At 61.9% G+C, this 25,242-nt stretch carries 20 protein-coding genes and 1 pseudogene; 9 read left to right on the plus strand and 12 right to left on the minus strand.

Annotation, left to right across the window (positions count from 1 at the left end):
* Position 1 precedes the first annotated feature (1 nt).
* The 3 genes from ACMFWR_RS05195 (at position 2) to ACMFWR_RS05205 (ending at position 2,911) form a co-directional block, all read left to right on the plus strand.
* Positions 2–670: a TadE/TadG family type IV pilus assembly protein gene (locus ACMFWR_RS05195; protein WP_413193947.1), complete on the plus strand. Its 669-nt coding sequence runs from the start codon at positions 2–4 to the stop codon at positions 668–670.
* Between the two features lie 47 nt (positions 671–717).
* Positions 718–2,055 carry a vWA domain-containing protein gene (locus tag ACMFWR_RS05200; RefSeq protein WP_413193948.1) on the plus strand — a complete coding sequence of 446 codons (1,338 nt, stop codon included), beginning with the start codon at positions 718–720 and terminating at the stop codon, positions 2,053–2,055.
* A gap of 100 nt (positions 2,056–2,155) precedes the next feature.
* The gene (locus ACMFWR_RS05205) at positions 2,156–2,911 is read left to right on the plus strand and encodes a methyltransferase family protein (protein WP_413193949.1); all 756 of its coding nucleotides are present in this window, start codon (positions 2,156–2,158) and stop codon (positions 2,909–2,911) included.
* Between the two features lie 62 nt (positions 2,912–2,973).
* Here the strand turns inward: ACMFWR_RS05205 and ACMFWR_RS05210 are convergent, their stop codons facing one another.
* From ACMFWR_RS05210 to ACMFWR_RS05225, 4 genes are read right to left on the minus strand one after another with little or no spacing between them, the layout of a single operon-like run.
* Positions 2,974–3,552 (minus strand): cupin domain-containing protein, encoded by a 579-nt coding sequence (locus tag ACMFWR_RS05210; RefSeq protein WP_413193950.1) that lies wholly within the window; start codon positions 3,550–3,552, stop codon positions 2,974–2,976.
* A gap of 16 nt (positions 3,553–3,568) precedes the next feature.
* The gene (locus ACMFWR_RS05215) at positions 3,569–5,920 is read right to left on the minus strand and encodes a xanthine dehydrogenase family protein molybdopterin-binding subunit (RefSeq protein ID WP_413193951.1); all 2,352 of its coding nucleotides are present in this window, start codon (positions 5,918–5,920) and stop codon (positions 3,569–3,571) included.
* Between the two features lie 3 nt (positions 5,921–5,923).
* Positions 5,924–6,919, minus strand: coding sequence for an FAD binding domain-containing protein (locus tag ACMFWR_RS05220; RefSeq protein ID WP_413193952.1), 996 nt, complete (start codon positions 6,917–6,919; stop codon positions 5,924–5,926).
* The gene (locus ACMFWR_RS05225) at positions 6,916–7,683 is read right to left on the minus strand and encodes a (2Fe-2S)-binding protein (RefSeq protein ID WP_413194788.1); all 768 of its coding nucleotides are present in this window, start codon (positions 7,681–7,683) and stop codon (positions 6,916–6,918) included. Before ACMFWR_RS05225 ends, ACMFWR_RS05220 begins: the two co-directional genes overlap by 4 nt.
* 402 nt (positions 7,684–8,085) lie before the next feature.
* Here ACMFWR_RS05225 and ACMFWR_RS05230 point away from each other — a divergent pair, with 402 nt between their 5' ends.
* Positions 8,086–8,577, plus strand: coding sequence for a hypothetical protein (locus tag ACMFWR_RS05230; protein ID WP_413193953.1), 492 nt, complete (start codon positions 8,086–8,088; stop codon positions 8,575–8,577).
* Between the two features lie 433 nt (positions 8,578–9,010).
* Here ACMFWR_RS05230 and ACMFWR_RS05235 read toward each other — a convergent pair whose 3' ends face one another.
* Entirely contained in the window at positions 9,011–11,635 is a 2,625-nt protein-coding gene (locus ACMFWR_RS05235) for an adenosylcobalamin-dependent ribonucleoside-diphosphate reductase (protein WP_413193954.1), read from the minus strand.
* A gap of 240 nt (positions 11,636–11,875) precedes the next feature.
* Positions 11,876–12,514, minus strand: coding sequence for a DUF3005 domain-containing protein (locus ACMFWR_RS05240; RefSeq protein ID WP_413193955.1), 639 nt, complete (start codon positions 12,512–12,514; stop codon positions 11,876–11,878).
* Positions 12,515–12,801: 287 nt separating this feature from the next.
* Here ACMFWR_RS05240 and ACMFWR_RS05245 point away from each other — a divergent pair, with 287 nt between their 5' ends.
* The 4 genes from ACMFWR_RS05245 to ACMFWR_RS05260 all read left to right on the plus strand — a co-directional run bounded on the left by ACMFWR_RS05245 (position 12,802) and on the right by ACMFWR_RS05260 (position 19,755).
* Positions 12,802–14,055 (plus strand): efflux RND transporter periplasmic adaptor subunit, encoded by a 1,254-nt coding sequence (locus ACMFWR_RS05245; RefSeq protein ID WP_413193956.1) that lies wholly within the window; start codon positions 12,802–12,804, stop codon positions 14,053–14,055.
* 7 nt (positions 14,056–14,062) lie between these two features.
* Positions 14,063–15,625, plus strand: coding sequence for a DHA2 family efflux MFS transporter permease subunit (locus ACMFWR_RS05250; RefSeq protein WP_413193957.1), 1,563 nt, complete (start codon positions 14,063–14,065; stop codon positions 15,623–15,625).
* A 97-nt stretch (positions 15,626–15,722) separates the two neighbouring features.
* On the plus strand, positions 15,723–17,543 hold the full coding sequence (locus tag ACMFWR_RS05255) for an efflux transporter outer membrane subunit (protein ID WP_413194789.1): 1,821 nt from the start codon (positions 15,723–15,725) through the stop codon (positions 17,541–17,543).
* 31 nt (positions 17,544–17,574) lie between these two features.
* Positions 17,575–19,755 (plus strand): response regulator, encoded by a 2,181-nt coding sequence (locus ACMFWR_RS05260; RefSeq protein ID WP_413193958.1) that lies wholly within the window; start codon positions 17,575–17,577, stop codon positions 19,753–19,755.
* Between the two features lie 50 nt (positions 19,756–19,805).
* On the opposite strand, the gene ACMFWR_RS05265 is transcribed toward ACMFWR_RS05260, so the two are convergent.
* Positions 19,806–20,210, minus strand: a complete 405-nt coding sequence (locus ACMFWR_RS05265; RefSeq protein ID WP_413193959.1) for a hypothetical protein — start codon at positions 20,208–20,210, stop codon at positions 19,806–19,808.
* A 146-nt stretch (positions 20,211–20,356) separates the two neighbouring features.
* Here ACMFWR_RS05265 and ACMFWR_RS05270 point away from each other — a divergent pair, with 146 nt between their 5' ends.
* On the plus strand, positions 20,357–20,596 hold the full coding sequence (locus tag ACMFWR_RS05270) for a hypothetical protein (RefSeq protein WP_413193960.1): 240 nt from the start codon (positions 20,357–20,359) through the stop codon (positions 20,594–20,596).
* A gap of 61 nt (positions 20,597–20,657) precedes the next feature.
* On the opposite strand, the pseudogene ACMFWR_RS05275 reads toward ACMFWR_RS05270, so the two are convergent.
* The 5 genes and pseudogenes from ACMFWR_RS05275 to ACMFWR_RS05295 form a co-directional block, all read right to left on the minus strand.
* Positions 20,658–20,849: pseudogene (locus tag ACMFWR_RS05275) on the minus strand (DUF3175 domain-containing protein); the annotation flags it as partial.
* The gene (locus tag ACMFWR_RS05280) at positions 20,848–21,408 is read right to left on the minus strand and encodes an acyloxyacyl hydrolase (protein WP_413193961.1); all 561 of its coding nucleotides are present in this window, start codon (positions 21,406–21,408) and stop codon (positions 20,848–20,850) included. The pseudogene ACMFWR_RS05275 and the gene ACMFWR_RS05280, both read right to left, overlap by 2 nt.
* A gap of 298 nt (positions 21,409–21,706) precedes the next feature.
* Positions 21,707–22,813 (minus strand): MraY family glycosyltransferase, encoded by a 1,107-nt coding sequence (locus ACMFWR_RS05285; RefSeq protein ID WP_413193962.1) that lies wholly within the window; start codon positions 22,811–22,813, stop codon positions 21,707–21,709.
* A gap of 75 nt (positions 22,814–22,888) precedes the next feature.
* Positions 22,889–23,923: a UDP-glucose 4-epimerase GalE gene (gene galE, locus ACMFWR_RS05290; RefSeq protein WP_413193963.1), complete on the minus strand. Its 1,035-nt coding sequence runs from the start codon at positions 23,921–23,923 to the stop codon at positions 22,889–22,891.
* 169 nt (positions 23,924–24,092) lie between these two features.
* Complete coding sequence (locus ACMFWR_RS05295; RefSeq protein WP_413193964.1) at positions 24,093–25,241, minus strand: glycosyltransferase family 4 protein; 1,149 nt, start codon at positions 25,239–25,241, stop codon at positions 24,093–24,095.
* Position 25,242: the final 1 nt, after the last annotated feature.

A 25,242-nucleotide genomic window follows, 5' to 3' on the forward strand; every position in this document is an offset into this window, starting at 1 on the left:
TATGCGCGCACCCATCACTTCACTCGCTTCCTTGCAACGTGCCCGGCGTCTTGCGGGTTCACCGCGGCGCCGCTCGTCGGGCGTTGTCAGCGTCGAGCTTGCGCTGCTGACGCCGTTGCTGCTCGGGCTGTCGCTGCCGATCTATGACGTCGCGCGCAATATCCAGGCGCAGATGATTCTGATCAACGTGAGCCGCGAAGGTGCGAACCTCGCGTCGCGCGCATCGACGGTGTTTCCGATGCAGACGATCATGAACTCGCTGACCGCGACCACGCCGCCGCTCAACATGACGTCGAACGGCATGATCTATATCACCGAGATCATGGGCAATAACAACTGCGATGCGAACGGCAACAACTGCACGGGCATCGTGATCGGGCAATGGCGCTGGAACAACGGCGGATATCACCCGTCGAGCGGCCTGTGGAATTGCGGTGGCGGCGGGACGAGTTGGGCCACGGACGGCTCCGGTGCCTGCAATGGCATTCCGAGCGCGGGTACCAATTCACCGGCTGTTCAGACGCTCAAGGGGCAGTTGTCGGACGGGCAGATTGCCTACGTCGTCGAAGCCTTCTATTCGCAGCCGCAGCTGATTGCGCCGATGGCCCTCGGAAGAGGGGTCACGACGCCTTCACTGTCGTCGAATTTGTATGCGATGACGGTTTTCTGACGCATACCAAGACCAAGATTGAGACCAGGACGGCGATCGGGGAAGCCATGAAAAAGACATCCATACAAAGGCAGCGGGGATCGGTCAGCATCATTGTGGTGGTGTCGCTGATGGCATTGCTCGGCGTGCTGGGCCTCGCGATCGATTCGGGCATGGGCTATATGATCCGCACGCGTCTCGATGCGGCGGCCGATGGAGCGGCGATCGCGGCGGGCCAGGCCGTCACGCGCGGCAACACGCAATCGCAGCAGGTCGCGAATGCCACGCAGGCTGCGACGGCGTTCTTTGCGGCGAACTACCCGACAGGGTTTCTCGGCTCGACGGCGTCACTGTCGAATCCGTCGATCGTCTTCAACAACGGCACCGTCACGATCGATATTGCGGCAACGGCTTCCGTTGCGCCGACGTTCATGCAGATGTTCGGCTTCAAGATCCTGAATGTCAGCACGTCCTCTGAAGCGGTTCGCAAGGATCTCGACATGTCCTTCGTGATCGACACGACGGGCTCGCTGAATTCGTCCGGCGTACCGGCGGCGGTCCGTTCCAGTGCCGTCAATTTCCTGAGCAACTTCGATGTTACGAACGACCGCGTTGCTTTGATGCACTTCGCCTACGGGACCATTGTCGATGTGCCGTTCAACGGCAATACGCGCGGCTTCGACCGCACGACGATGACAAAGGACATCAATGCTTATAGCTTCTCGGGCAGCACGAATTCGGTCGAGGCGATGTGGAATGCGCGCAATCAGCTCGATACGGTGATCACGCAGCCGTCGAGCCTGCGTGTGATCGTGTTCTTCTCCGATGGCGCGCCGAATAGTTTTTCGGGCCTGTTTCCGGCGGTCAACACTGCGTGCGGCAAGACGGCGGGCACGGTCAGCAGCCCGGACACCTCGGGCAACTGGGGCTCGATTGCGAGCGGCCTCTATACGATCAATGCGCAGCAGACGCAGATGTCGGGGTGCTACAGCAACACGGTGTCGAATGTCGTGACGGCCATGCCGCGCTGGTACAACGCGCACAACGCGACCGATCAGACACTGCCGATCTGGCCAGTGACGTCGCCGCGCGCTGTGCCGAACGGTACGCCGACGCAAGCGAACGTCAATCGTGCATCACGCAACCTGCTCGAAGGGATGGCTGAGCAAGCGCGCCTCGAGGGCACGTACGTCTTTACGCTGGGCTATGGGCCGTATCTGACGCAGGCAACCGGGCCGGATAACGAACCGGGTGCGAACGTGCTCAAGTGCATGGCGAACACGGCGGATTCCGATTGCTATAAGCCGAGCGAACCCGTCGGTGTCTACTGCTATGCGGCAACGACGGCTGATCTGAAACCGTGTTTCTCGCAGATTGCTTCGCAGATTTTGCGGATTACCAAGTAGGGGCGTCGATTGCTTTGAAGAGTTTGAGTGCATTCAAGAAGCTCAGTGCGTTGAAGAAGTTGAATGCGTCTCCGTGAAGGGATTTTGAGTAGAGGTGGGTATGTTCGATACGTCGTCCCTGACACCGGTCATCACCGGTTCGTCCCATAGTGCGGGCCCTGGTAATGGCATTGGCAATATCAACGGCGATGTCGATATCAACGCCAATATCAATGAGCCGCGCGCCGCCGAGTCCCCGTTGACGTTGTCGCGTCTTGCGCTTGAAGTCATGGTTCGCGCCTCGACGGCGGGCTTGCTGGCCGTGTTTGGCTACAGTGCATGGCTTCACTGGCGCGCCGACCCGTCGCGCATCACGCTGCTGTTGATTGTCGTGGCGGAATGCCTGACTGTGGGCCTGTCGCTCGTTGCGCGCGTGCCGCGCAAGCGCGACTGGCATGCGCTGGCGATGGTGCTCTCGGTCGGTGGCACGTACTACTTTCTCGCCGTGCAGCTTGTACCGGGTGTCAGGGTGATTCCTGAGTTCGTTGGTGCGGCGTTGCAGATCACCGGTATTGCGTGGCAGATGTTTGCGAAGCTGTCGCTGCGCCGCTCGTTCGGGATCCTCCCAGCGAACCGGGGCGTGGTGTCGCGCGGCGCGTACCGGTTTATCCGGCATCCGATGTATCTGGGTTATCTGTTGTCGGACCTCGGCTTTCTGCTCAGCAACTTCGGCGTGCAGAATCTGTTGGTCTACGGCATACAGTTCTCGTTGCAAGCGGGCCGTATCGTCAAAGAGGAAGGGCTGCTGTCCGAGGATCCGCAGTACGTGCAGTACAAAGCATCGGTGCGTTACCGCGTGATCCCCGGCGTGTTTTGAACAGTCGCTAGCGCTTCACCGGCAGCTTCGTCATCAGCTTCGTCCGCAGCTGCATCGGTGGGCTAACTCGGGCGAGTCCACAGCTTCGTGAGCTCGCCGACTTGTCCGGTCACCGGATCGCTATCGGGGAACGGCAGGCGCGCGATGGCGACGAGATCGGCTTCGGTCGGCGCTTCGCGGCGGATATCGAACTTCTGACCGGGCGGGTAGGCGCCGACGACGCGAAACGCGGGCGTCGACGACAGGCGGCAATGACCGGTGCCTGCAGGCAGCACAAGGACATCACCCGGATGTACGTAGATGACGCGGCCATTCGGCCCGCCGAGAATGATTTCGGCCTCGCCCGAGATCACGCCCAGGACTTCGTGCGCGGTCGAGTGGTAGTGGTGATAGTCGAACACCGAGTCGTGCCATTGCACGGGCCACCCGTTCGCTTCGAACAGGGCATCGAACGTTGTGCCGAGATCGTCGCGTTCAGGGAGTGCCTGGTGATAAAGCATGACGGGCAGGCGCGCGTTGTTGGGCACCCAGCTCCTGGGCGCGAGCACGAAGTGCTCGAGCTTGCGTATAGCGGCGCCGTTGCGCGTCTCGCGTTCGCGATCGTGCGGGCGTCCTTCACGGTGAAAATGGAACAAACGCATGGGTCAGGCTCCTTGGCTAGGGCGCGCGTGCCGTTCCTGCATGGCCGACGCCGATAGCGGGGTCGGGAAAACGAGTGAAGACTTTGTCGGGTGTGATCGGCAGATCGCGCACGCGGACGCCGGTCGCATGGAACACGGCGTTCGCCACGGCGGCCGCGACGCCGACGATGCCGATCTCAGCGACGCCTTTCGCGCCGAGTTCGCTGACGACATCGTCGAGTTCATGAACGAACATGACATCGATCTCGCCGATATCGGCGTTGACGGGCACGTGATAGTCGGCGAGGTTGTGGTTCATCAGGCGGCCGAGGTCGGGGTCGTATTGCGCCTGCTCGTGCAGGGCCATGCCGATACCCATCACGACCGCGCCCTTGACCTGGCTGCCGGCCGTGCGTGGATTGATGATCCTGCCGGCCGCCACCGCGCTTACGACACGCGTGACGCGCACGGTGCCGAATGCTTCGTCGACACGGACCTCCGCGAACACCGCGGAGTGGGTGCCCATCGAAAACTGTTTCTGGCGCTCGTTGGGCTGATTCGTCGCCACGCACTCGAGGCGCTCGATGCCTGCGCGATTGAACAAGTCGGACAGATCGATATTGTCGGCGGCCCCGTTGGGCATCTCGATGCGCGATCCGTCGAACGTCAGCTCGCTTGCGTCGACGTTGCGGAAGCCGTTGCCGCCATGTTCATGCAGCAATGCCGCAAGCGCTTCGCGTGCCTGCGTGCAGACTTTGTGGACCGCGCCGCCGACTGACGTCACGGTCCATGAGCCGCCTTCGAGCGGTGATTTCGGCAGCGTCGAATCGCCGAGCGCGAAGCTGATGCGGTCCATCGGAATGGCCAGCGCGGCCGACGCAATCTGCGTCATCACGGTATAGGTGCCGGTGCCGATATCGGCGGTCGCGCTCGATACGTCGACGGTGCCATCGGCATGCAGAATCACGCGTGCGCTGGCAGGGCCTTGCATCGCGTCCCACGCGCCCGTGGCGATGCCCCAGCCCACCCATTCGCGTCCTTCACGGCGCGACCTCGGTTCGATTCGACGCTGGCGCCAGCCAAACCGCTCGGCGCCTTCCCTGAAGCATTCGCGCAGCGCCTTGCTCGAGAACGGCAGATCCTTGTTGGCGTCGCGCTCGGTGTAGTTGAGCAGGCGAAACTCGAGCGGATCGAGGCGAAGCTTGTAGGCGAGTTCGTCCATGGCCGATTCGAGGGCGAACAGGCCCTGACTCGCGCCGGGCGCGCGCATATCGCCGGGCGTCGCGGTATCGATCTTCGCGACATTGAATTCGAGGCGCACGTTGTCGCATTGATAGAGCTGGCCGGCCCAGTTGACCACTACGTCGCAGTAGTCCTCGTAACGCGACACGCTCTGCACGGCCTCGTGAATGATGGCGCTGAGGTGGCCATCCTTTGAGGCACCGAGGCGTAGTCGCTGGATCGACTCGGGACGATGCACGAAGCTGAACATCTGCGCGCGCGTGAGCGTGATGCGTACCGGGCGGCACAGGTCCTGTGCGGCCATCACCGCCAGCGGCAGGTAGTAGTGCGGCCGCAAGGCGTTGCCGAACGCGCCGCCGACGAAGGTCGACACGATCTTGATCTTGTCGGCGGGCAGGCCGAAGACCTTCATCAGGTACTGGCGCGTGTTGAGCACGCCCTGGGTCTTCTCGTAGACGGTCAGCGAACCGTCTTCCGCGGGTATGACCGTGCAGCCCTGAAGCTCCATCGGGTTGTGATACGCGGCGGGCACGCTGTACTCGACGTCGATCGATACCTCTGAGCCGCGGAACGCACCGTCGGCGTTGCCACGCGGTTTGGGCGGCGGCTCGAAGCCGCCTTTCTCGGTCGAGGGCGGATAGTGGTCGTCGAGCACGGCATCGAGTTGTGTCTCGTGCGCGGTCGGCTCATAGCGCACGCGAACGAGCGACGCCGCGTGTTGGGCGAGTTCGATATGGTCCGCTACGACGAGCGCAACGGGCTGTCCGCTATACCAGATGCGGTCGTCCCACAGCGGGCGAAACGGCATGCCGCCCGGTGCGACCTGATCCTTGTACGCGGCGTCATGCAGCGGCATGTCCGGACGGTTCTGATGCGTGAGCACGGCGCGCACGCCGGGCAATTGAAGCGCTGCGGATGCGTCGATCTCGATGATGCGGCCCGTCGCAATCGTGCTGCTCACGATAAAGCCATAGACGAGGTCCGGCGCATCGTAGTCGGACGCATAGTGCGCCTGGCCCGTGACCTTGAGGATGCCGTCGACCCGCTTGACCGGCTCGCCGAGCGCTGCAGGTGCAGGACGGTTGCCATGGCGCAGCGGCTTCCACGTCCGTGCCTTGTCGACGGCCTTCTGAAAGAGGGAGCTCATGGTCTAGCCCTCGAAGGTGCGTTGGGTGGCCTCTTCGAACGCACGCACGATGACGCGTGTCGCGAGTTCGATCTTGAAGGCATTGCCGCGCCTGCCTCGTGCGTCGGCCATCATCGCGCCCGCGAATTTGCGTACTTTCTGCGTGGTAAGCGGCTGGCCCTTGAGCTGGTTTTCGAGGTCGTGATTGCGCCACGGTTTGTGAGCGACGCCGCCGAGCGCACAGCGCACATCGATAACCGTATCGACGTCGAGTTCAATTCCGAGTGCGACGGACACGAGGGCAAACGCAAACGAGGTGCGGTCGCGGACCTTGATATAGGCGTGATGCTTCGCGAAGCCATGCTCGGGCAATTCGACTGCGGTGATGATTTCGTCGTGTTCGAGTTCGGTGTCGATATGTGGCGTCGAGCCCGGCAACCGATGAAAGATCGACATCGGCAACGCGCGATCGCCGTAGGTGCCACGTACGTGAACGATGGCATCGAGTGCGGCGAGCGCGACGCACATGTCGGACGGATGTACGGCGATGCACTCGTCACTGGCGCCGAGGATTGCGTGCATGCGGTTCACGCCGTTGAGCGCGCCGCATCCTGTTCCGGGCTCGCGCTTGTTGCACGCGGTCGCGGTGTCGTAGAAGTACGAGCAGCGCGTACGCTGAAGCAGATTGCCGCCGACGGTCGCCATATTGCGGACCTGCGCGGATGCACCGGCAAGAATGGCTTCGCTGAGCAGGGGATAGCGCGTGCGGATCTGCTCGTCGTAGGCGACGTCGCTATTGCTGACGAGCGCGCCGATCTTCAGGCCTTGTGCGCTCGTGAGTTCGATCGTGCGCAGCGGCAGGCGATTGAGGTCGATCAGCGCCGACGGGCGCGCGACATTCTCTTTGATCAGATCGACAAGGTTGGTGCCGCCCGCAATGAATTGGGCGGAGTGCACGCGCTGCGCGCGCAGCACGGCGTCGGGCAGGCTCTCGGGGCGCACGTAGGAGAAGCGATTCATCGGCGTGCTCCCGGAGCGGGTGTGTCGGAGGATGTATCGCCGCCTAGACCTCTGCCTGGGGTGGCGTCGCGGGAGGAGGGGCCTGATGCACGGACACGCTTCTCGCCATCGTTCACATGATCGACGCCTGCCACTTCCGCGATGGCGTCGACGATCTGGGTATAAGCGCCGCAGCGGCAGATATTGCCGCTCATCTGTTCGCGGATGTCCGACTTACTGCGTACATGGCCTTCCGCGAGCAGGCCGGCTGCCGAGCACAGCTGGCCGGGCGTGCAGTAACCGCACTGAAAGGCGTCGTGGTCGATAAAGGCCTGCTGGATAGGGTGAAGTGCGTCGTCGTTGCGGCTTTGCGGTGATGACTTCTCGCCTGATGTCGGACTTGCGATCGAGCCGGTGGTGGAACCCGATATGGGGCCTGTTAGTGCGGCCGAGGTGTTGTCATCCGGACGCAGCGACGCGAGTCCTTCGACCGTGACGATCGACGCGCCGTCATGGATCACGGCGAGGGCCAGACACGCGTTAGCGCGTTTGCCGTCGATCAGCACCGTGCACGCGCCGCATTGACCGTGATCGCAACCCTTTTTGGTTCCCGTCAGGTGGAGGCGTTCTCTAATGAGGTCGAGAAGCGTGGTCCAGGGTTCAAGCTCGAGTTCGAGGAGTTCGCCATTGACCCTGAGCGACACAGGGACAAGGAATCGCTCCACCGGTCGCTCGGCGTCGAGCGTATCGGGAGCGAGCGTATGTCGCGAAGCCATGGGGCGCATCTCCAGCAGGAGGGGACCTGTGTGGACAGCAAAGGCCATTCCATACACCCGAGACCCGCTCTGTTGGGATGCGGCGAACACCTCGCGCAAGGGTTCGTCCTTTCTTTCAAGAGCTTGTGAATTTCGCGCGATCGATTTGCCGCATCGATGGTGTGCCGCCGTACAGCGTTATTGCTTGATTTTGAACAAACTGATTCGAATGAACGGGTCGCCAGAATCCGCGTAGTGCACTAGTCTATGCGCACGTCGCTGCAGACCTCGCCGTGTCACGTCGGTGAAAAACGGGGCTGGCACTGTGCGTGCTTAGAGATGGTCGTGAAGCGGTGGATCTGAAGAGCTGGACTCAAAGCAGTGGATGTGAAGCCGAACGTTGTGGAACAGGATTCGTATCAAGGAGTAGAGATGAAACGCTTTCGACCCTTGCAGTGCCTGGCAGCGGCAACATTGCTCGTCTCGCATTTTGCGGGCGCGCAGGGGCTCGATGCGAGTCTCGACTGTCGTGCCGATCCGCACCAATTCATCGCGCAACTGATCAATAACAACGATATCGAAGCGAAGCCGATGAAGACGTCCGACCAGACGGTCAACGCCTACGGCGCGCACTCCGATCGGCACCTGACTGCATTGGGATTCCCGGTGAAGGCCGTGTTCGGCACGCCGGCGGCTGGCTCGAATGACGGTGTCGTCGCGCAGAAAGTCAGCGCGTCGCAGGGCGGCGTTCAGCAGGTCAGCGACCAGACAACACCCGATACGCCTGCCGCTCCTTCGAAATACGGCGTCGTCGTAATGGCGGGGTCGGATCAAGTCAGCGACCGCCTGCACCAGATGGGCAGCCCCGCGACCGTCAAGGAAGTCATGCCGCTCGTGATGACGGCAGTGATTTGCCAGAAGTGAGAACGTGAGGCGACTTACGTTCGCCCTGTCAGCAGTTTCTGATTTGCGTTAGGAATCGAGCTTGCTCGTCGTACGCGCATATCAAGTCGGGGGTGCGCTTTCTCCGCTTTACTCTTACATCGACCGATCATTGTCCGAGTTCTCGTACGATCGCCCTTTTGCGGCGTTGAACTGCGAGGCATCTCGGATATGAATGATGAGCATGACAAGTGCGCCGCGCGCGACGCACTACGCGTGAACTTAGCGCGATGGGCCGCCGAAGTCGTAAGTGCGTATGTGCATCTGAAGGCAAATCCTCAAGGCACGATGACGCGCGAACAATCCTACGCAAAGCTCCAGGAGCGGCGCCTGCAGAGACGGTCGAGAAACGCGAAAGCGGAATAGCGATGTGTTGAATCTCGGTTTTGCGCGCATCCCGCCGACACCCATAGTTTCACCCACACGCCCCGACTTCTCCGCATGCGGTGCAGAAGTCGCAGCCGTCTTTGCGGATGACGGCGTTGGCGCCGCAGGTCGGGCAGGGGCGGCCGTGCATCGGGAGGAGCGTGTGCGGGTCGCTGCCGGCGGCGCTCTTTGCGACGAGGGCGCTGAGCATGTCGTCTCCGGTGTTCGGTTCTGCGTTGCTCTTGGTTTCGCCTTCACCTTCCGCAGTCCCAGGGTCAAAACCCGTTTCGCGCTCGTGCCGGAGTTTGGCCAGGACGCGCGACGGCACCTGACCGCCTTCCTCATCGAGGAATCCGCGCCGAAACAGGATTTGCTGGAGCGCGTATGCGAGCGCGGCTACTTCTGAATCGTGCCAGCGTGGTACGCGGTGCCCGTCGAGGCGTTTGACGTCGCCGAGCCGTACCTGACCACGATCCCATGACACCTTGCGCAGATCCTGGAGGTTGCGTGCGACAAAACCTCCGCGTGCCGCGAGCGACAGCGATCGCATGGTCGCGGTAATCCATTGCTGCGATTCGTCGCGTTGGCCGGCCGGCATAAAGAACTCGATCGGGCGCTCGATCGTGAGATCCGTGCCGCTGAGCCTGCCTGTGACTTCGATAAACGACACGGCAACGTAGAGCGATTTCTTGCCCATTGCCGTCAGGTATTCGACCTTCTCGATGATCGCCGGCAACTCACCGCGCGGACGATGCTCGATGGCAATGCGCAACGGGTCGATTTCGCTGTCGGCCTCGGGGCTCGGCGCGTCGCTAGGCGTCGCTTCGGGTGTGACCGACAAGACGGCACCCAGCGTCGCGTTCGGGCGATAGGTCGCGAGACCCTTCAGGCCACCGCGCCACGCTTCGAAATACAGATCTTCGAATGCCTCGAACGGATAGTCGGCTGGCACGTTCACCGTCTTCGAAATCGACGTGTCGACGAACGGTTGCACGGCGGCCATCATGCCGAGATGGTCATGCGCCGACATCTCGAGAGCATTGACGAAGTAATCGGGCAGGGCGTTCACGTCGCCACCCAACTCGCGATAGAGACGGTACGCGTGGTCTTCGACGGCGAAGCTCTGGCGCGAGCCATCGGCCATGCGCTTGGTTCGCTGATAGGTCCATGAGAACGCGGGCTCGATGCCGTTTGACGCGTTATCCGCAAATGCGAGGCTGACGGTGCCGGTCGGGGCGATCGACAGCAGATGGCTGTTACGTATGCCGTCGCGGCGGATGGCGTCCTGAATGTCGGCGGGCAGACGCGACGCGAATGTGCCGGGCGACAGGTACTCGCGTGCATTGAATAGCGGAAACGCGCCGCGCTCACGCGCCAGATCGACCGAGGCCGAATACGCCGCGTCACGCATGGTCTGTGCGACGCGTTTTGCGAAGTCACGGCCTTGGTCACTGTTGTAGCGCAAGCCGAGCATCACGAGCGTGTCGCCGAGGCCGGTAAAGCCCACGCCGATTCGCCGCTTGGCGCGCGCTTCGGCGTCCTGCTCCGGTAAAGGCCACAGCGTGACGTCGAGCACATCGTCCAGAAAGCGGACCTGCGTTCGCGTGCTTCTGACCAGACCATCCCAGTCGAACGATGGAACGCCGCCATGCCGCTGCGCAAACGCATCGCTGACGAAGCGCGTGAGATTCAACGGGCCCAGGTTGCAGCAGCCATAGGCGGGCAGGGGCTGCTCGCCGCACGGATTCGTAGCCCGTATCGTTTCAATGGCGCGCAGGTTGTTGTCTTCGTTCATATGCGAGACGAAGACGACACCCGGCTCGGCGACGTCATAGGTCGAGCGCATGATCACGTCCCAGATCTCTTTGGCGCGCAGTTCCTTGTAAATCCACTTGCCGTCATCGCGCCGGCGAATATCGGCCGACGCCTTGAGCGCAGGCGATGGCTCTGCACGATGCACGAGTTGCCAGATCCCGTCGTCGGCGACGGCTTGCATGAATTCATCTGTGACGGCGACGGACACATTGAAGTTATTCCAGCGCCCTTGCGTGTGCTTTGCGGTAATGAATTCGAGCAGATCGGGGTGATCACAATCGAGGATGCCCATCTGCGCGCCGCGACGCGAGCCCGCGCTTTCGACGGTGCGGCATGATGCATCGAACACGTCGATATAGCTGCAAGGGCCCGACGCGGACGATCCGGTCGAATGCACGCGCGCGCCCTTGGGGCGAATCGCTGAGAAGTTGTAGCCGACGCCGCCGCCACGACGCATGGTTTCGGCGGCCTGAAGCAAGGCGACATAGATGCCGGGCAAGCCGCTCTCGTCGACACCCTGGATGGAATCGCCGACGGGTTGCACAAAGCAATTGATCAATGTGGCGGCGATGTCCGCGCCGGCGGCGCTCATGATGCGTCCCGCACCCAGCGCGCCGCGTTCGAAGTTGTCGATGAACTCGGCTTCGGCCTCCGCACGTTTGGCCTCAGGTTCAGCGAGTGCGACGCCACGGGCAACACGGCGATAGATATCGGAAATCGTCGTCTCGTCGCCCTTTGCGTATTTCTCGAGCATGACGTCGACGGAGAACTGCTGCGGCGCAGGCCCGGAGCGAACAGGCGCGCGCGTCGGGTTGCGTCGGGCGGGTGAAGCCATGTCCTGCTTGAGATCTTCGGCCATGTCGAATCCTCGGGACGAGCGGGTCCGGCTGGCGCATCACGAACGATGCGCAGGCCCGCGGGCGATCTCTAGCTTATACCTAACGTCGGAATGTATGGCCTTGCGAACGGCACGGTCTTCGTCCAATCACGCGCTGTCGGTCAAATACTCAAACTAGCGCTCGACGCACGCAGGCCGATCAATGATCGATGGGCCTGCGCGAGGCGGGTCGGCGCCGGAACGCGCACGCTGATAGATGCGTTACTTGTGCGTCAGGTCTTCTGTGGCGAGCGGCGCTTTTTCCGAAGTGTCGTCACGCTCGATCCGGATATGCCGCGACGCATGCATGCCGTTCATGTCCGTTCTCACGGTCGTCCCGAGATCGACGACGTGCCAGCCAGGTTTCGTCGCGATACGCACACCCGGGCCTTCGAGCCGGCTGTCGATGCCGCCCAAGCCCACCGGTGAAGTCGGCACGTGTTCGTCGGGCGACGCATTCGAATGAACGAAATGATCCTGCCGGGGCTTGCGCTCGCGCAGGGCTTCGCGTGACTTGCCGTCTGTGTCGACCGTGCTGTCGGAAGCTTGCGTGCCCGCTGTGTCGACCGACACGATGCGGGACCGGGCTGCTTCGAAGTGATCGGGATGATCGACGGCCTTGAGGCTGATATCTACGGGCGGCAACGGTGATGCGCTACGCGCAACGCGCTGCGTCTCGGTTTTCTTCGCCGACGGATGGTGGCCTTCCGGGGAAGTATTTGCAAAGCTCTTGGCCATTTTCCCCGGGTCGGCATGCGCGGTTTCGTGTGCCGGCTCTTTCGCGGGGCTTTGGCCGCTCGCTGCGCTTTGCTGTCCCTGAGTCGGGTTTGCGCGAGCAGAGTCTTTCTTGTCCTGATCCATTTGGGGGCTCCCGTTTGTGTCATCGGTCCTCCCATTAGCCGCGCAACCTGCGTTCCTGAACCGCCGAGCGCGACGCCGGCCCATGCAGTGAGGCCGCGCAGCGGCGGCCGCGTGTAGCGGGTGCCTGCAAGGAACGCGCTAGGTACGCGCATAGGAACGCGCATTGCTCATGGAAATTCGCTGCCGCAGCAGAGATTTCAGGACGACTGCCGCTGAACTCCTGCCGCCTTTTGAACCGATGCGACCACCGATCTTCTACGGTCGGCGTCCCCACCTGGAAATGCACCATGGCTGACGACACCGCACATCGTCCCGACGACGAACGAGATGAGCACGACGATGCTCATGATTCAGTTCGGGGACATGACACCGCCGACAATGACAAGAACAAGAACGAGAGCGAACGGAGCAGTGCCGATCAGAACGACGATGGAAAGAGCGGCGGCGATAAAGAGCACGGGAAAGACGGCAAGCAGGACGCAGACGAAGGCGACGACGAACAAAAGCCTCGCAGCAAAAAGCCGATCTTTATCCTGATCGCCGTGGTGATCGTGCTCGCGATCGTTGCATTTATCTGGTGGTTCGCGACGCGCAACGAAGTCAAGACCGATGACGCGTACACCGACGGCAATGCAATCACGATCGCACCGAAGGTATCGGGCTATGTCGTCGAGCTCAATATCAACGACAACGTCTACGTCCACAAGGGCGACGTCCTCGTCAAGATCGATCCGCGTGACTATCAGGCGCAAGTCGATCAGGCGCAAGCGCAGCTGGGTCTCGCGCAGGCGCAGGAGCATGCGGCAGAGGTGCAGTTGCAGATTGCACGGGTTCAGTACCCGGCGAACTATGCGCAAGCAAAGGCGCAAGTCACTTCGGCACAGGCGAACCTTAAACAGGCACAGGCGGCTTACGAGCGGCAGCACGCGGTCGACCAGCGTGCGACGTCCCAACAAAACGTCGACACGGCCGATGCGCAGGCGGCGAGCGCGCGTGCATCACTGATGCAGACCGAAGCGCAGGCGCGTACGGCGAGCCTCGTGCCGCAACAGATCCGGACCGCAGAGGCAACACTGGAGGAGCGCCAGCAAGCCGTGCGTCAGGCCCAGGCCCAGCTTGAACAGGCTGAGCTCAATCTATCGTATTGCAATGTGACTGCGCCGTCGGATGGCTTTGTCACGCGGCGCAATGTCTATCTCGGCAGCTTCCTGCAGGCAGGCACGTCGTTGTTTTCGATCGTGACGCCGGACGTCTGGGTCACGGCGAATTTCAAGGAATCACAACTCGACCGGATGCAGATCGGCGACAAGGTTGATGTCGAAGTCGATGCGTATTCGAAGCTCGAGCTTCACGGTCACGTCGACAGCATTCAGCTCGGCAGTGGCTCACGTTTCTCGGCGTTCCCTGCCGAGAATGCGACCGGTAACTTCGTCAAGATCGTCCAGCGGGTGCCGGTGAAGATCGTCATCGACAGCGGTATCGATCCGCACCGTCCACTAGGCCTTGGACTGTCGGTCGAACCCAAGGTCTACCTGAAGTGAGCGCGATATGAATACGAGCTGGAAGCCCGCGGCTAATCCGTGGCTGATTGCGATCGTTGTCACGCTCGCGGCGTTTATGGAGGTGCTCGATACGACGATCGTCAATGTCGCGCTGCCTCATATCGCCGGCACGATGTCGGCGAGCTATGACGAGGCCACGTGGTCGCTGACGTCGTACCTCGTCGCGAACGGGATCGTGCTGCCGATCTCGGCGTTCTTTGCGAAGGTGCTCGGACGCAAGCGTTATTTCCTGATCTGCATTGTTGCGTTCACGATTTGCTCGTTCCTCTGCGGCATCTCGACCAATCTCGGGCAACTGATCATCTTTCGCGTGCTTCAAGGGTTTTTTGGCGGTGGACTTCAGCCGAATCAGCAATCGATCATTCTCGACACGTTTCCCCCCGAGCAACGCGGCCGTGCGTTTTCAATTTCCGCGGTTGCGATCGTGGTGGCCCCAGTGCTTGGGCCGACATTGGGCGGATGGATTACCGATAACTTTTCGTGGCGCTGGGTGTTTCTGCTCAACGTGCCGGTCGGTGTCATCACGTCGATTGCTGTCATGCAGTTCGTCGAGGACCCACCGTGGGAGCGGCGCAAAAAGGGGAAGGTTTCAATCGATTACATCGGCATCACTTTGATCGCGATCGGCCTCGGCTGCTTGCAGGTCATGCTCGATCGCGGCGAAGACGACGACTGGTTTTCGTCACCCTTTATTTCGTCGTTCGCCGTGATGGCTGTCGTGGGCATTGCGGGCGCGGTCGTGTGGCTGCTTTACACGCGACACCCGGTTGTCGAATTGCGCGTGCTCAAGGATCGGAATCTCGCACTCGGATGCGGCGCGATCGCAAGCTTCGCCATGATCCTTTACGGCAGTGCCGTGCTCGTGCCCCAACTCGCCCAGCAGCAGCTGGGGTACACCGCGACGCTCGCGGGGCTGGTGCTCTCGCCTGGGGCGCTGCTGATCACGATGGAAATTCCGATCATCAGCCGGCTCATGCCTCATATCCAGACGCGCTTCCTTGTCGCCATGGGGTTTGTGCTGCTTTGCGTGGCGTTGATGTACTCGCACACCCTCACGCCCGATATTGATTACGCCACGCTCGTGCGTATGCGCAGTTCTCAAAGCCTTGCGATCGGCTTTCTTTTTGTGCCGGTGACGACGCTTGCGTATCTCACGGTTCCCAAGGAACTCAACAACGACGCATCGGCACTCTTTACGATGTTCCGCAACGTGGCGGGATCGATCGGTATTTCTGTCGCGACCGCCGCGATCCGCGAACGCACCCAGGCGCGCATGGCCCATCTTTCGGGGCATCTGTCGCCGTTCTCGCAGAACTATCAGGACACGCTGCACCAGACGGCACAGACGGTCACGCAGATCACCGGACAACCTCCGGCGCTCGCGATGCAGACAGCCACGGGACGTCTCTTCGAAACGTATGTGAGTCAGGCGACGGTGCTCGCGTACTCCGATGTGTTTGCCTATTGCGCCATTTTTTGTGCGCTCGTGGTGCCGTTCACATTCCTGTTTTCTCCGGTCAAGGCATCGGGCCAGGCGGGAGGGCATTGAGATGAAATCGATCGTTGAAGCGCTGCGGCTTGACGAAGCACGTGCGGTGCGGGCGTTGAAGTCCGCTGGCAGGCGGGATGCATCGCATCCGCTGAGGATGGATGGCATATCGGTCGTGAAGAGGGCCGTTGTGTCAGGTGTGCTCATCGCGCTGGCCGCGTGCACAGTCGGGCCCGATTATCAAAAGCCGGCAATCGACACGCCTGCGACGTGGCATGACCTGCATGTTGCCTCGTCGCCAGAAGAAGCGTCCGCTGCGCAGCCGCCCGACCTGACGCTGCCGTCGAGGTCAAAGCACGCGCATGCTGCGTCGGCTGGGACCGTCACGAAATCGCCGACGCCCGATCACGCTGGTGGGTCGTCGCTCGAAGCCGGCAAGCCGGCTTTGCCTCCGACGCGCGTGGAATCGAGCCCCGTCGAACAGTCCGACCCCGATCCCCGGTGGTGGCGCAGTTTTCACGATCCCGTGCTCGATGCGCTGGTCGATCGTGCGGCACAGGACAACCTCGACCTCAAGCAAGCGGTCTTGCGCATCGAGGCAGCGCGCACGCAAGTGCAGTCCGCTGCCGCGCAAGGCCTTCCGAACGTCCGTGCGACTGGCAGCTATACGCGCGAGCAACTCGGCATTCGAGGATTCCTTGATGACAGTGGGGTCTATGGCAAGGTCGACTCGCTGGGCGCGCCGAATTCACCGGTGAACGGCATCGCGCCGGGTGAGGGGCCAGCCGTTGAGCGCGGTGCAAACAACCTGCTCAATCAGCTGACCTCGCCAATCAACCTCTGGCAGGACGGCTTCGACGCTTCGTGGGAACTGGATTTGTTCGGGCGTGTGCGCCGCTCGGTCGAATCGGCGCAGGCGCAAACGCAGCAAGCTGTCGAAAACCGCAACGACGCGCTGGTGTCGCTCGAAGCGGAAGTCGCCCAGACCTATATGCAACTGCGAGGCGCACAGGCCATGCACGCGATTACGCTGGAGTTGATCGACCAGCAGCGTGGCGTCGCCGACCTGACGCGCAGTCAGGCGAGCGTGGGTATAACCAGTGATGTCGACGTCGAAAGCGCAAACGCACAGCTCACGACGACGCAAGCCCAACTCCCGCAATATGACCAGCAGATTGCACAGGCGCTGAATGGCTTGTGTTATTTGCTTGGCATGGCGCCCGGCTCACTCGACGAGATGCTCGATACGCCGTCCGCGCTGCCTGGTATCCCGCCGCAAGTGCCGGTTGGCATGCCATCGACGCTCGCGCGACGGCGCCCCGATATTCGTGCGGCGGAGGCGCAACTCCATGCAGCAACGGCCGAGGTCGGCGTGGCTGTCGCACAGTTCTATCCGGACATTTCGCTGACCGGACAGATCGGCATGCGAGGCACGCACGCACGTGATCTGGCACATTGGTCGAGCCTGTTTTATTCTTTCGGACCGAGTATCTCGCTGCCGATTTTCCAAGGCGGCGCACTCGTCGCTAACCTGCGACTGACCAAGGTCGAGCAACAGGAAGCGGCGGTGGCATACCGCAAGGCGGTGCTGACTGCGTTGCGCGATGTCGATAATGCGCTTGCCGTTTACCGCACGGATCAATCTCGTCAAGATGCTTTAGGGCATACGGTGGCCGCGCAACAAACATCGTTCGATCTCGCGCGCGATAGCTATCGAAAAGGTATTGTGTCGTTTATCAACGTGCTTGATGCAGAGCGGCAGCTGGGTCAGGCGCGGTTGCAATATGTACAAGGTACGATGCAGGTGACGACGGACCTTGTCGCGTTGTACAAAGCATTGGGCGGTGGTTGGGAATCCGGCACGAGCGTGTCCGGCCAGAACCCGGATCACGACACGGGGCAGGCCGGCGAGTTCGCGACCGTTGTGGGTTCACAGCAGAAAGGCCCGGCCGGGCAGGAGGATGCGGCCGGTCATTAGCACACTTACCATCGCGCGCACGCCACCTTCGATGACCGCACCAGATCGCACGCTCGAGACGGACTATGCGGCGCCTTCGCGCGATCTCTACAAGATCCGCCGCGCGCTGATCGCCGTGCTTGTGCTGACTGTCGTGTTGCCGCTCATGTATCTCGCGATTTACGGCCGCATGGATCTGCATCGCCGGCAACTGCAAGCCAACGAAAGCATCGACCGGCTCGCGCGCGTCGCGCAGGAGCATGCGGTCAAGATCATCGATATGAACGCCGAGCTTCAGGCTCGCGTGCTCGATGGTCTCAATACGCGAAGCGGTTCGGATATTTCTCATGACCAGCGCCAGATGTATTACTGGCTATCAAGACTCATCGAGGCGTATCCGCAGGTGGCGGCGCTGTCGATCTTCGACAGCAACGGCACCTTGCTTGCGACAAGCCGCGCGTATCCTGTGCCGCCGGTCAATATCAATGGCCGCGAAGATTTTATCGGTGCGCGCGGGGTATGGCCTTCGAAATATTTCTCGCTGCCCTTGCGCGGCGCGGTCAGCAATAACGAAGTCTTTACGACGTCGGTCGCGCGCCTGGATGCGCAGCAGCAATTTCTTGGCGTCGTGACGGTCGCGCTCAAGCGCGAATACTTCGTCGATTTCTATCACGACCTCATTGGCCACAATGCTTCATTGACAATGAGTCTTTACCGGCGCGACGGCGGACTCATTGCACAGTATCCGCCGGTGCCGTTCGATGCGCCTCAGCAGGCGGTCGATCCGCAATTCGCTCGCGCGCTCAGGGAGGAAACGCTTGCCGGGATGATCCATACCGAAGCGGCCCACGGCGAGCCCGATCGGGTGCTGGCTTTCCGGCGCGTTAATGACTATCCGCTTTACGTGTCCGCGTCGGTCGACGAGCACTCGATCCTTCAGGGCTGGATCGTGCATATGGTGCTCGTCTCGCTCGTCACCCTGATTCCGAGTGCAGCGATCGTGTGGCTGGTTTTCTACGCGCTGCGCTGGGTCAAAGCCGACGAAGGCGCATGGGATCGCTGGCGGCTCGGCTATGAACGTCATGTGATCGCTGACCGGCAGGCAGCTCAGGAACACCGGATGGAAGGCTTCGGTAACCTCGCGGCGACGATCGCGCACGACTTCAACAATATGCTGATGGTCGTGTCGTCGAATATCGATGTGGCCAAGAAGAAGCATTTCTTCGGGATCGATCTCGAAGTCGAATCGATCGAACGCGCGATCGGCGCCGGGCAGGCCATTACGCGGCGGCTGCTCGGTATCTCGGGTAAGCAACCTTTGAATCGCGAGAACATCGCGCTGCCGGAGTGGTTTCATCATGCCGATACGCTGATCCAGAGCGCGGCCGGCCCGGCCGCGCGGATCAGCTACGACGTGCGCGACGATACGTGGCCGGTCTTTGTGGACCCGCGCGAGCTCGAACTCGCGGTCGTCAACATCGCGATCAATGCGCGTGAGGCCATGGCGGATCGGTCTCAGGCACAGTTACGGATCGCGACGCGCAACGTCAGATTGCCCGATGGGCAGCACGAGCTGGCGCCGGGGCGATATGTGGTGTTGTCGGTTTCAGATAACGGTCGGGGCATGTCACCCGAGGTGCTGCGGCGCGCGCTCGAACCCATGTTTTCGACCAAGGCTTCAGGCACCGGAGCAGGCCTTGGCCTCGCCCATGTGCTTGCATTCTGCCGGCAGTCCGGCGGCACTGTCCGGCTCGAAAGTTCGATGGGCATCGGCACGGCAGTGCGCGTTTATCTGCCGGGTTCGACGGGCGCGGTGGCTTCGGTGGCCGACGAGCCGGCGGTCGATGTCGCACCGGAGGCGAGTGGCGGGGGGCATCCGCATATCCTGATCATTGAAGACAATATCGAGGTCGCGGCAGGCATGGAAGCCGTGCTCGAGTTGATGGACTGTGATGTGACGCATGCGCCGAATGCCGACGAGGCGCTCAAGCTGCTCTCAATCGGCGCTGCGTTCGATCTGATGCTGTCGGACATACATATGCCGGGCAGCATGAACGGTATCGACTTCGCCGAGCATATCCGCAAGGAAATGCCGATGCAGCGGATCGTGCTGATGACGGGTTATGCGCACGAACTCGATCGGGCCAATGAGCGGTTCGACGTGCTCGCCAAGCCGTTCGATCTCAATGTGCTGGGTGCGATCGTCAAGGACTTGCGCGCGCACGCGCTATAACGCGGCCCTCCCGAAGGACGGCCGCGCTCCTGCATCGCTATCTCGCGCGGTTATTTCCCGCCGCCACCGGCGCCACCACTGCCTGCGCCGCCGCCAGTTCCGCCGTTACCCCCTCCGGACCCGGCGCCCGTACCGCCATTGCCGCCGCCACCCGCACCCGTTCCGGCGCCGGTGCCGCCACCGTTGCCGCCACCGCCATTACCTCCACCGCCACCGCCGGCCACGCCCTGATTGCTCGGGTCGTTTGGCGTGGTGGTCGCGTGGTTCGAAGCGGGCGATGCTTTCTTCGTGGTCCGCTTGTGTGTGGTACTGCTGTTGGTCGACGACATCGCGTTGCCCGATGTCGAGTCATTGCTGGTGTTCTGGGCGAACGCCGCGAGCGGCGTAACGCCGACCGACAAAGTCGTTAGCCCGGCAATCAATGCACGTCGCAGTTGTAAAGGTGTAGCCTTCATCGTCATCTCCCTGGTTTATGTGATGGGTTGAGGCATAAAGGTCTTGCACCCTGGTAACAGCAACGGGTGTACCTATGCACAAGGGAGCACGGTGATGGAGACGCGGCGACGCATGGACGTCGACCGGACAAAGGCGGAGGTGTGCCATGACGCAACGCCGTGGTTCGCATGTGACGGGCAATGCGCTGGCAGTGACGTCGGCGTGGCTTGCCCTGGGGCTGCTACTGGTCAGCGGCATCGCAGCTTGCGGGAAATCCAACGATATGCCGGCAGCGAACGGCGCAGGCGGACCCTCGGCGGCAAGCGGCCTGCTGGGCTCTCCCGCCAGTGGCGTGATGAGCAATCCGGCCAGCGGCGTGCTGGGCGGCGTGTCAGGCAAGCAATAGCGGACGCGCAGTAAGCCGTAGCGTATTCAAGCGTCTTGCAGGATTTGCACGCATCGCCAGCTCAAGGCTCGCGACCGAATTGCTTGCTTAGTGGCCGCCGGGCTTTTTCAAGCACGTCGCGTCGCGCTTTGGGCAAATTGCGTCCCGCGCGGTTCGCGTAGAAATTCAGCATCGACATCGCCGACTGGAACGGTGTGTCTCTTCTACGCGAGCTCGCGAGTGCAGAGTATTTGAGCGACGACGCAGCCCACTCAGAACATATAACCGACGTAGATCTGATGGAAGTTGATGCCGGGGTTCGGTCGCTTGATGCTCGCGTTCGATAAATGCTGGAAGCGGTAGCCGACTTCGTACTGGCCGCGGTCGCCGAACTTCATGCCGGCACCGGCCATATCGGCAAACTGGAACGCGGTGCTGATGTCATAGGCATCGTTCAGGTGCACGCCCGTGAGCACCCGTACGCCCACGCCCGCTTCGAAAAACGGCCTGAAAAAACCGGTGTCCTTGCCGATGCGGAACACCGGCGTGATGCCGAATGCGCCAAGGGTGCGCGGATCGGAGCCTTCGGTATTGCGAATCATCGCGGCATGCAGCTCACCGAGCAGCGAGAAGCTCCAGTCCCCCATGTGCCACCAATGCAGATTCGGGTCCCAGACGAGCGCTGCATCGAAGGTGCTGGTGTGGTGATCGGCAATGCCGCCCATCACGATGACGCCGAACTCGCCGGAGTCGGCATGGGCAAGCGAGGGAAGCAGACCCGCGCATGCGCTGAGCACGCCGGCCAGGATGAGGGATCGCGTTGCTTGTCGCATCGATGTTTTAGGTCTTTTGTCGTTGGCCGCCATGCGCCGAGCGGACGGCGACACAACGTGATGTATATGCAACCCGCCAGCTTTGCGGACAGCGTGCCATCCGCTAAGCGTTCGGACCTTGGTTGCAGACTATGCCAGCCTTAATTCATCTTTGCAGCGCAATCACTTTTAGTGTTGATCCTAATATCGTTAGCGCGAATGCGAACGTCGTCAGGCGGATCTGAGCAGAAATTGCGGCGGCGCAACGGAACGAGCCAATGCAACGAGCGTGGACGTAGTACACGCGCGGAAGTCGGTGTTAAGGGCGGCGACGGCCGCGGCGCACGACCATCCAGCGTGGCACGCGGAACCGCACGATGCTCATATAGAGCCAGACGTACGCGACGATAAATACAACGACAAAAATAAACAGGTGCAGCGTATGCCGCCAGAACAGCGTCGCCGGCACGACGGCGATCAGGCAGAGCAGCCACAAATACGGCGACGTCAGCGAGTTGCGACGCGTCAGTTCGCGTGCCGCACGTGAGCCGACGACCCAGCGCATCAGGCGCTTGTAAACGAGCATATGAAGGTGCACGCCGTCGGGCACGCCGGGCGAAATGCCACGGATGAACTTCTTTCGATAGATCGAGAAGCAGGTCTCGAAGATCGGGTACATGAACAGCAGCACGGGGTACCACGCCGAGACGCCGGGGTTGCGCATGACCAGCATGATCGCGAGTTCGCCGAGCATAAAGCCGACAAAATAGGCGCCGCCGTCACCGAGGAAAATCAGCCCGGCCGGGAAGTTCCAGATAAAGAAACCGAGGATCGCGCCCATCATGATCATCGAGCCCGACAGCACGACCGGGTCGCTGACCTCGAATGCGACGTACGCAAGCGACCCGAACATCATCATGGCGACCATCGAGGCCAGCCCGTTGAAGCCGTCGATGATATTGACCGCATTGGCAAGCGCGGCGACCGCAAAGACGGTGATCACGCACGAAATGACTGGGATGGCGAGTGCCGCATCGAGCCACGGCACGCTGATCCGCGTGACCGCGGCGCCGACGACGAAATACGTCGCCAGTGCCGCCGCCATTGTGCAGATCAGCCGGATCAGCGGCGTCACGCGCTTGGTGATGTCCTCGACCATGCCTGAGATAAAGGCAGGCATGCCGCACAGGGTGACGAGAAAGATGCCGGCTGATACATGCGGATAGCTGATCATCAGCTCCGCTGCCGAAACGATGAGGCCGGCGAGGATGCCGACGCCGCCGATCCGCGGCACCGGGTTGACGTGGAATTTCTGTACGCCCCCCAGATCGGTGTCGGACGACAGATGCTCGTGCAGGTGATCGTAGTGGACGATCAGCAGCGTGACGAGCAGCGAGGCAATAAATGCAATGGCAAAGCTCAGCATGACAGCGCTTTTTTGGAGGATGGCGGATTATAGCGGGGCGCCCGCACCGCCATCCGGCGCGCAATTTCAGGCGTCTCAGGCGTCCGCGGGGTATCCGTCGGGGTTGCTCGACTGCCAGCGCCACTGGTCGGCGCACATGCGCTCGATGCCGAACTCGGCGCGCCAGCCGAGTTCGCGCTCCGCGGCGGCCGGATTGGCGTAGCACGATGCGATATCGCCCGGCCGGCGACCCACGATTTCGTAAGCGATTTGTCGGCCGCTCGCGGCCTCGAACGCACGGATCGCGTCGAGTACGCTGTAGCCCTTGCCGGTACCGAGATTGACCGTGACGCTGCGGTCCTGTTCGAACAGGGCGTCGAGCGCCGCCAGGTGACCACGGGCCAGATCGACGACGTGGATATAGTCGCGTACGCCGGTGCCGTCGTGGGTATCGTAGTCGCCCCCGAACACGCGGAGCTTGGGCAGCTTGCCGACCGCGACCTGCGCGACGTACGGCATCAGGTTGTTCGGGATGCCGTTCGGGTCTTCGCCGATCAGGCCGCTCTCGTGCGCGCCGACGGGGTTGAAGTAGCGCAGGGTCGCGATCTTCCAGTCCGGCAGGGCGAGCTGCACGTCGCGCAGAATCTGCTCGGCGATCAGCTTCGACTGGCCGTACGGGTTGGTCGCCGACAACGGGAAGCTTTCGTCGATCGGCACGGTATGCGGGTTGCCGTACACCGTCGCTGACGAGCTGAACACGAAATGTTTGACACCGCGTGCGCGCATCGTGTCGAGCACGACGAGCAGGCTGTCGAGGTTGTTACGGTAGTACTCGAGCGGCTTCGCCACGGATTCGCCGACGGACTTGAGTGCGGCGAAATGGATCGCCGCGTCGATCGGATGCGCGTCGAAAACCTTCGCCATGGCGGCCGGATCACACGCATCGACCGCATGCAGACTGACGGTGCGCCCCGAAATGCGCTCGATACGGCGCACGGACTCGGGTTTGCTGTTGACGAAGTTATCGACGATCACCACGTCGTAGCCTGCGCCAAGCAGTTCGACACAGGTATGCGAGCCGATATAGCCGGCACCCCCGGTCACCAGAATCGTCTTGTTCTTGCCTGTCATACCCTTATCCCCGTGGTTCTGTCGTGAGAGCGTCGTCATCGGTCGGTGACGCGTGTGTGCGTCGTCGGGCCCGCTGGCTCGCTAATTTACCAGCAGACCGATGTCATGACGGTGTTCCTTCGCACACCGTGGCGTCCCAACGAGAAGTCGGCTCGCCCTCGATGTGTCCTCAGGCTGCAGTCCATTCGCGCCCGGTGAGGCGCGCCAGCGTCGTGAAGTATCGGTCGACAACATGACGCTCATCGAACTCCGTGATCATTTTTTCGCGTCCGCGCGCGCCCATCGCGTGGCGGGCGTCGGGTCCCATGTCGATCATGGCAGCGAGCCGGGCGGTCAGGTCCGCGGCGTCGCGCGCCTTGCACAACAGGCCCGTTGCGCCGTCGTCGACGACTTCGCGGCAGCCCGGCACATCCGTCGCGACGATCGGCCGCGCCATCGACGAGGCTTCGAGCAGCGTGCGCGGCACGCCCTCGCGATACGACGGCAGCACGACGCAGTCGCCCTGTGCGATATGCGGACGCACGTCATGGGCTTCACCGAGGTATTCGACGATGCCTTCGCGCTGCCATCCATCGATATCGGCTTGCGAGATCGCGCTCGGGTTGGCGACGCCGACCGGGCCCAGCAGTTTGAAGCGCGCATGCGGGTAACGCGCCCGCAGGGCCCGGGCGGCTTCGACGTACTCGCCAACGCCCTTGTCCCACAGCAGGCGGCCGATCAGGATAAAGTCGATCGTCGGTTTGGACGCTGCGGGAACATCGGGCGCATACATCGTGAGATCGATGCCTTCGCCGTTGAGCAACTGTGCGCGTTCCGGATGCACAAGCAGTGATTCGCCGCGGAATGCGTCAAGGTCGTCACGGTTCAGAAACCACACTTCGCGCGGGAACCGGAACGCAAAGCGGTAAAGCCGGCGGGCGACGCGTGCGGCCATGCTCTCCTGAATAAACACGTAGCCGAGACCCGTGGTCACCGCGATCGATTTCACACCCGCGAGTGCGGCTGCGACCGACCCGTAGATATTCGGCTTGATCGTGTAATGGAACACGACATCGGGCTTCAACGACCGGTAGTGCGCGCGCAGTGTCGCAAGTAACTTGAGATCTTCAAGCGGGTTGGTGCCTTTCGAAGCAACGACGAGATCGATGCATCGCACGCCCATCTGTTCAAGCAGCGCGAAGGTGCGGTCCTTCGGCGCGATCACCGTGATGGCGACGCCGCGTGCACGCAAGGCGTGAAGCACGCCGTGGCGATAGTTGTAGATCGACCACGCGGTGTTCGACACCATACAGACGTGGAGCGGGAGATCGGTAGTCATG

The sequence above is a fragment of the Pararobbsia alpina genome (assembly GCF_965118125.1).
GTDB lineage: Bacteria > Pseudomonadota > Gammaproteobacteria > Burkholderiales > Burkholderiaceae > Pararobbsia > Pararobbsia alpina_A.

What these genes read in the sequence shown, in the direction of transcription:
- ACMFWR_RS05195 (WP_413193947.1), top strand. Translation starts at nt 2, where the DNA reads ATGCGCGCACCCATCACTTCACTCGCTTCCTTGCAACGTGCCCGGCGT.
- ACMFWR_RS05200 (WP_413193948.1), top strand. Translation starts at nt 718, where the DNA reads ATGAAAAAGACATCCATACAAAGGCAGCGGGGATCGGTCAGCATCATT.
- ACMFWR_RS05205 (WP_413193949.1), top strand. Translation starts at nt 2,156, where the DNA reads ATGTTCGATACGTCGTCCCTGACACCGGTCATCACCGGTTCGTCCCAT.
- ACMFWR_RS05210 (WP_413193950.1), bottom strand. Translation starts at nt 3,552, where the DNA reads ATGCGTTTGTTCCATTTTCACCGTGAAGGACGCCCGCACGATCGCGAA.
- ACMFWR_RS05215 (WP_413193951.1), bottom strand. Translation starts at nt 5,920, where the DNA reads ATGAGCTCCCTCTTTCAGAAGGCCGTCGACAAGGCACGGACGTGGAAG.
- ACMFWR_RS05220 (WP_413193952.1), bottom strand. Translation starts at nt 6,919, where the DNA reads ATGAATCGCTTCTCCTACGTGCGCCCCGAGAGCCTGCCCGACGCCGTG.
- ACMFWR_RS05225 (WP_413194788.1), bottom strand. Translation starts at nt 7,683, where the DNA reads ATGCGCCCCATGGCTTCGCGACATACGCTCGCTCCCGATACGCTCGAC.
- ACMFWR_RS05230 (WP_413193953.1), top strand. Translation starts at nt 8,086, where the DNA reads ATGAAACGCTTTCGACCCTTGCAGTGCCTGGCAGCGGCAACATTGCTC.
- ACMFWR_RS05235 (WP_413193954.1), bottom strand. Translation starts at nt 11,635, where the DNA reads ATGGCCGAAGATCTCAAGCAGGACATGGCTTCACCCGCCCGACGCAAC.
- ACMFWR_RS05240 (WP_413193955.1), bottom strand. Translation starts at nt 12,514, where the DNA reads ATGGATCAGGACAAGAAAGACTCTGCTCGCGCAAACCCGACTCAGGGA.
- ACMFWR_RS05245 (WP_413193956.1), top strand. Translation starts at nt 12,802, where the DNA reads ATGGCTGACGACACCGCACATCGTCCCGACGACGAACGAGATGAGCAC.
- ACMFWR_RS05250 (WP_413193957.1), top strand. Translation starts at nt 14,063, where the DNA reads ATGAATACGAGCTGGAAGCCCGCGGCTAATCCGTGGCTGATTGCGATC.
- ACMFWR_RS05255 (WP_413194789.1), top strand. Translation starts at nt 15,723, where the DNA reads ATGGATGGCATATCGGTCGTGAAGAGGGCCGTTGTGTCAGGTGTGCTC.
- ACMFWR_RS05260 (WP_413193958.1), top strand. Translation starts at nt 17,575, where the DNA reads ATGACCGCACCAGATCGCACGCTCGAGACGGACTATGCGGCGCCTTCG.
- ACMFWR_RS05265 (WP_413193959.1), bottom strand. Translation starts at nt 20,210, where the DNA reads ATGAAGGCTACACCTTTACAACTGCGACGTGCATTGATTGCCGGGCTA.
- ACMFWR_RS05270 (WP_413193960.1), top strand. Translation starts at nt 20,357, where the DNA reads ATGACGCAACGCCGTGGTTCGCATGTGACGGGCAATGCGCTGGCAGTG.
- ACMFWR_RS05280 (WP_413193961.1), bottom strand. Translation starts at nt 21,408, where the DNA reads ATGCGACAAGCAACGCGATCCCTCATCCTGGCCGGCGTGCTCAGCGCA.
- ACMFWR_RS05285 (WP_413193962.1), bottom strand. Translation starts at nt 22,813, where the DNA reads ATGCTGAGCTTTGCCATTGCATTTATTGCCTCGCTGCTCGTCACGCTG.
- galE (WP_413193963.1), bottom strand. Translation starts at nt 23,923, where the DNA reads ATGACAGGCAAGAACAAGACGATTCTGGTGACCGGGGGTGCCGGCTAT.
- ACMFWR_RS05295 (WP_413193964.1), bottom strand. Translation starts at nt 25,241, where the DNA reads ATGACTACCGATCTCCCGCTCCACGTCTGTATGGTGTCGAACACCGCG.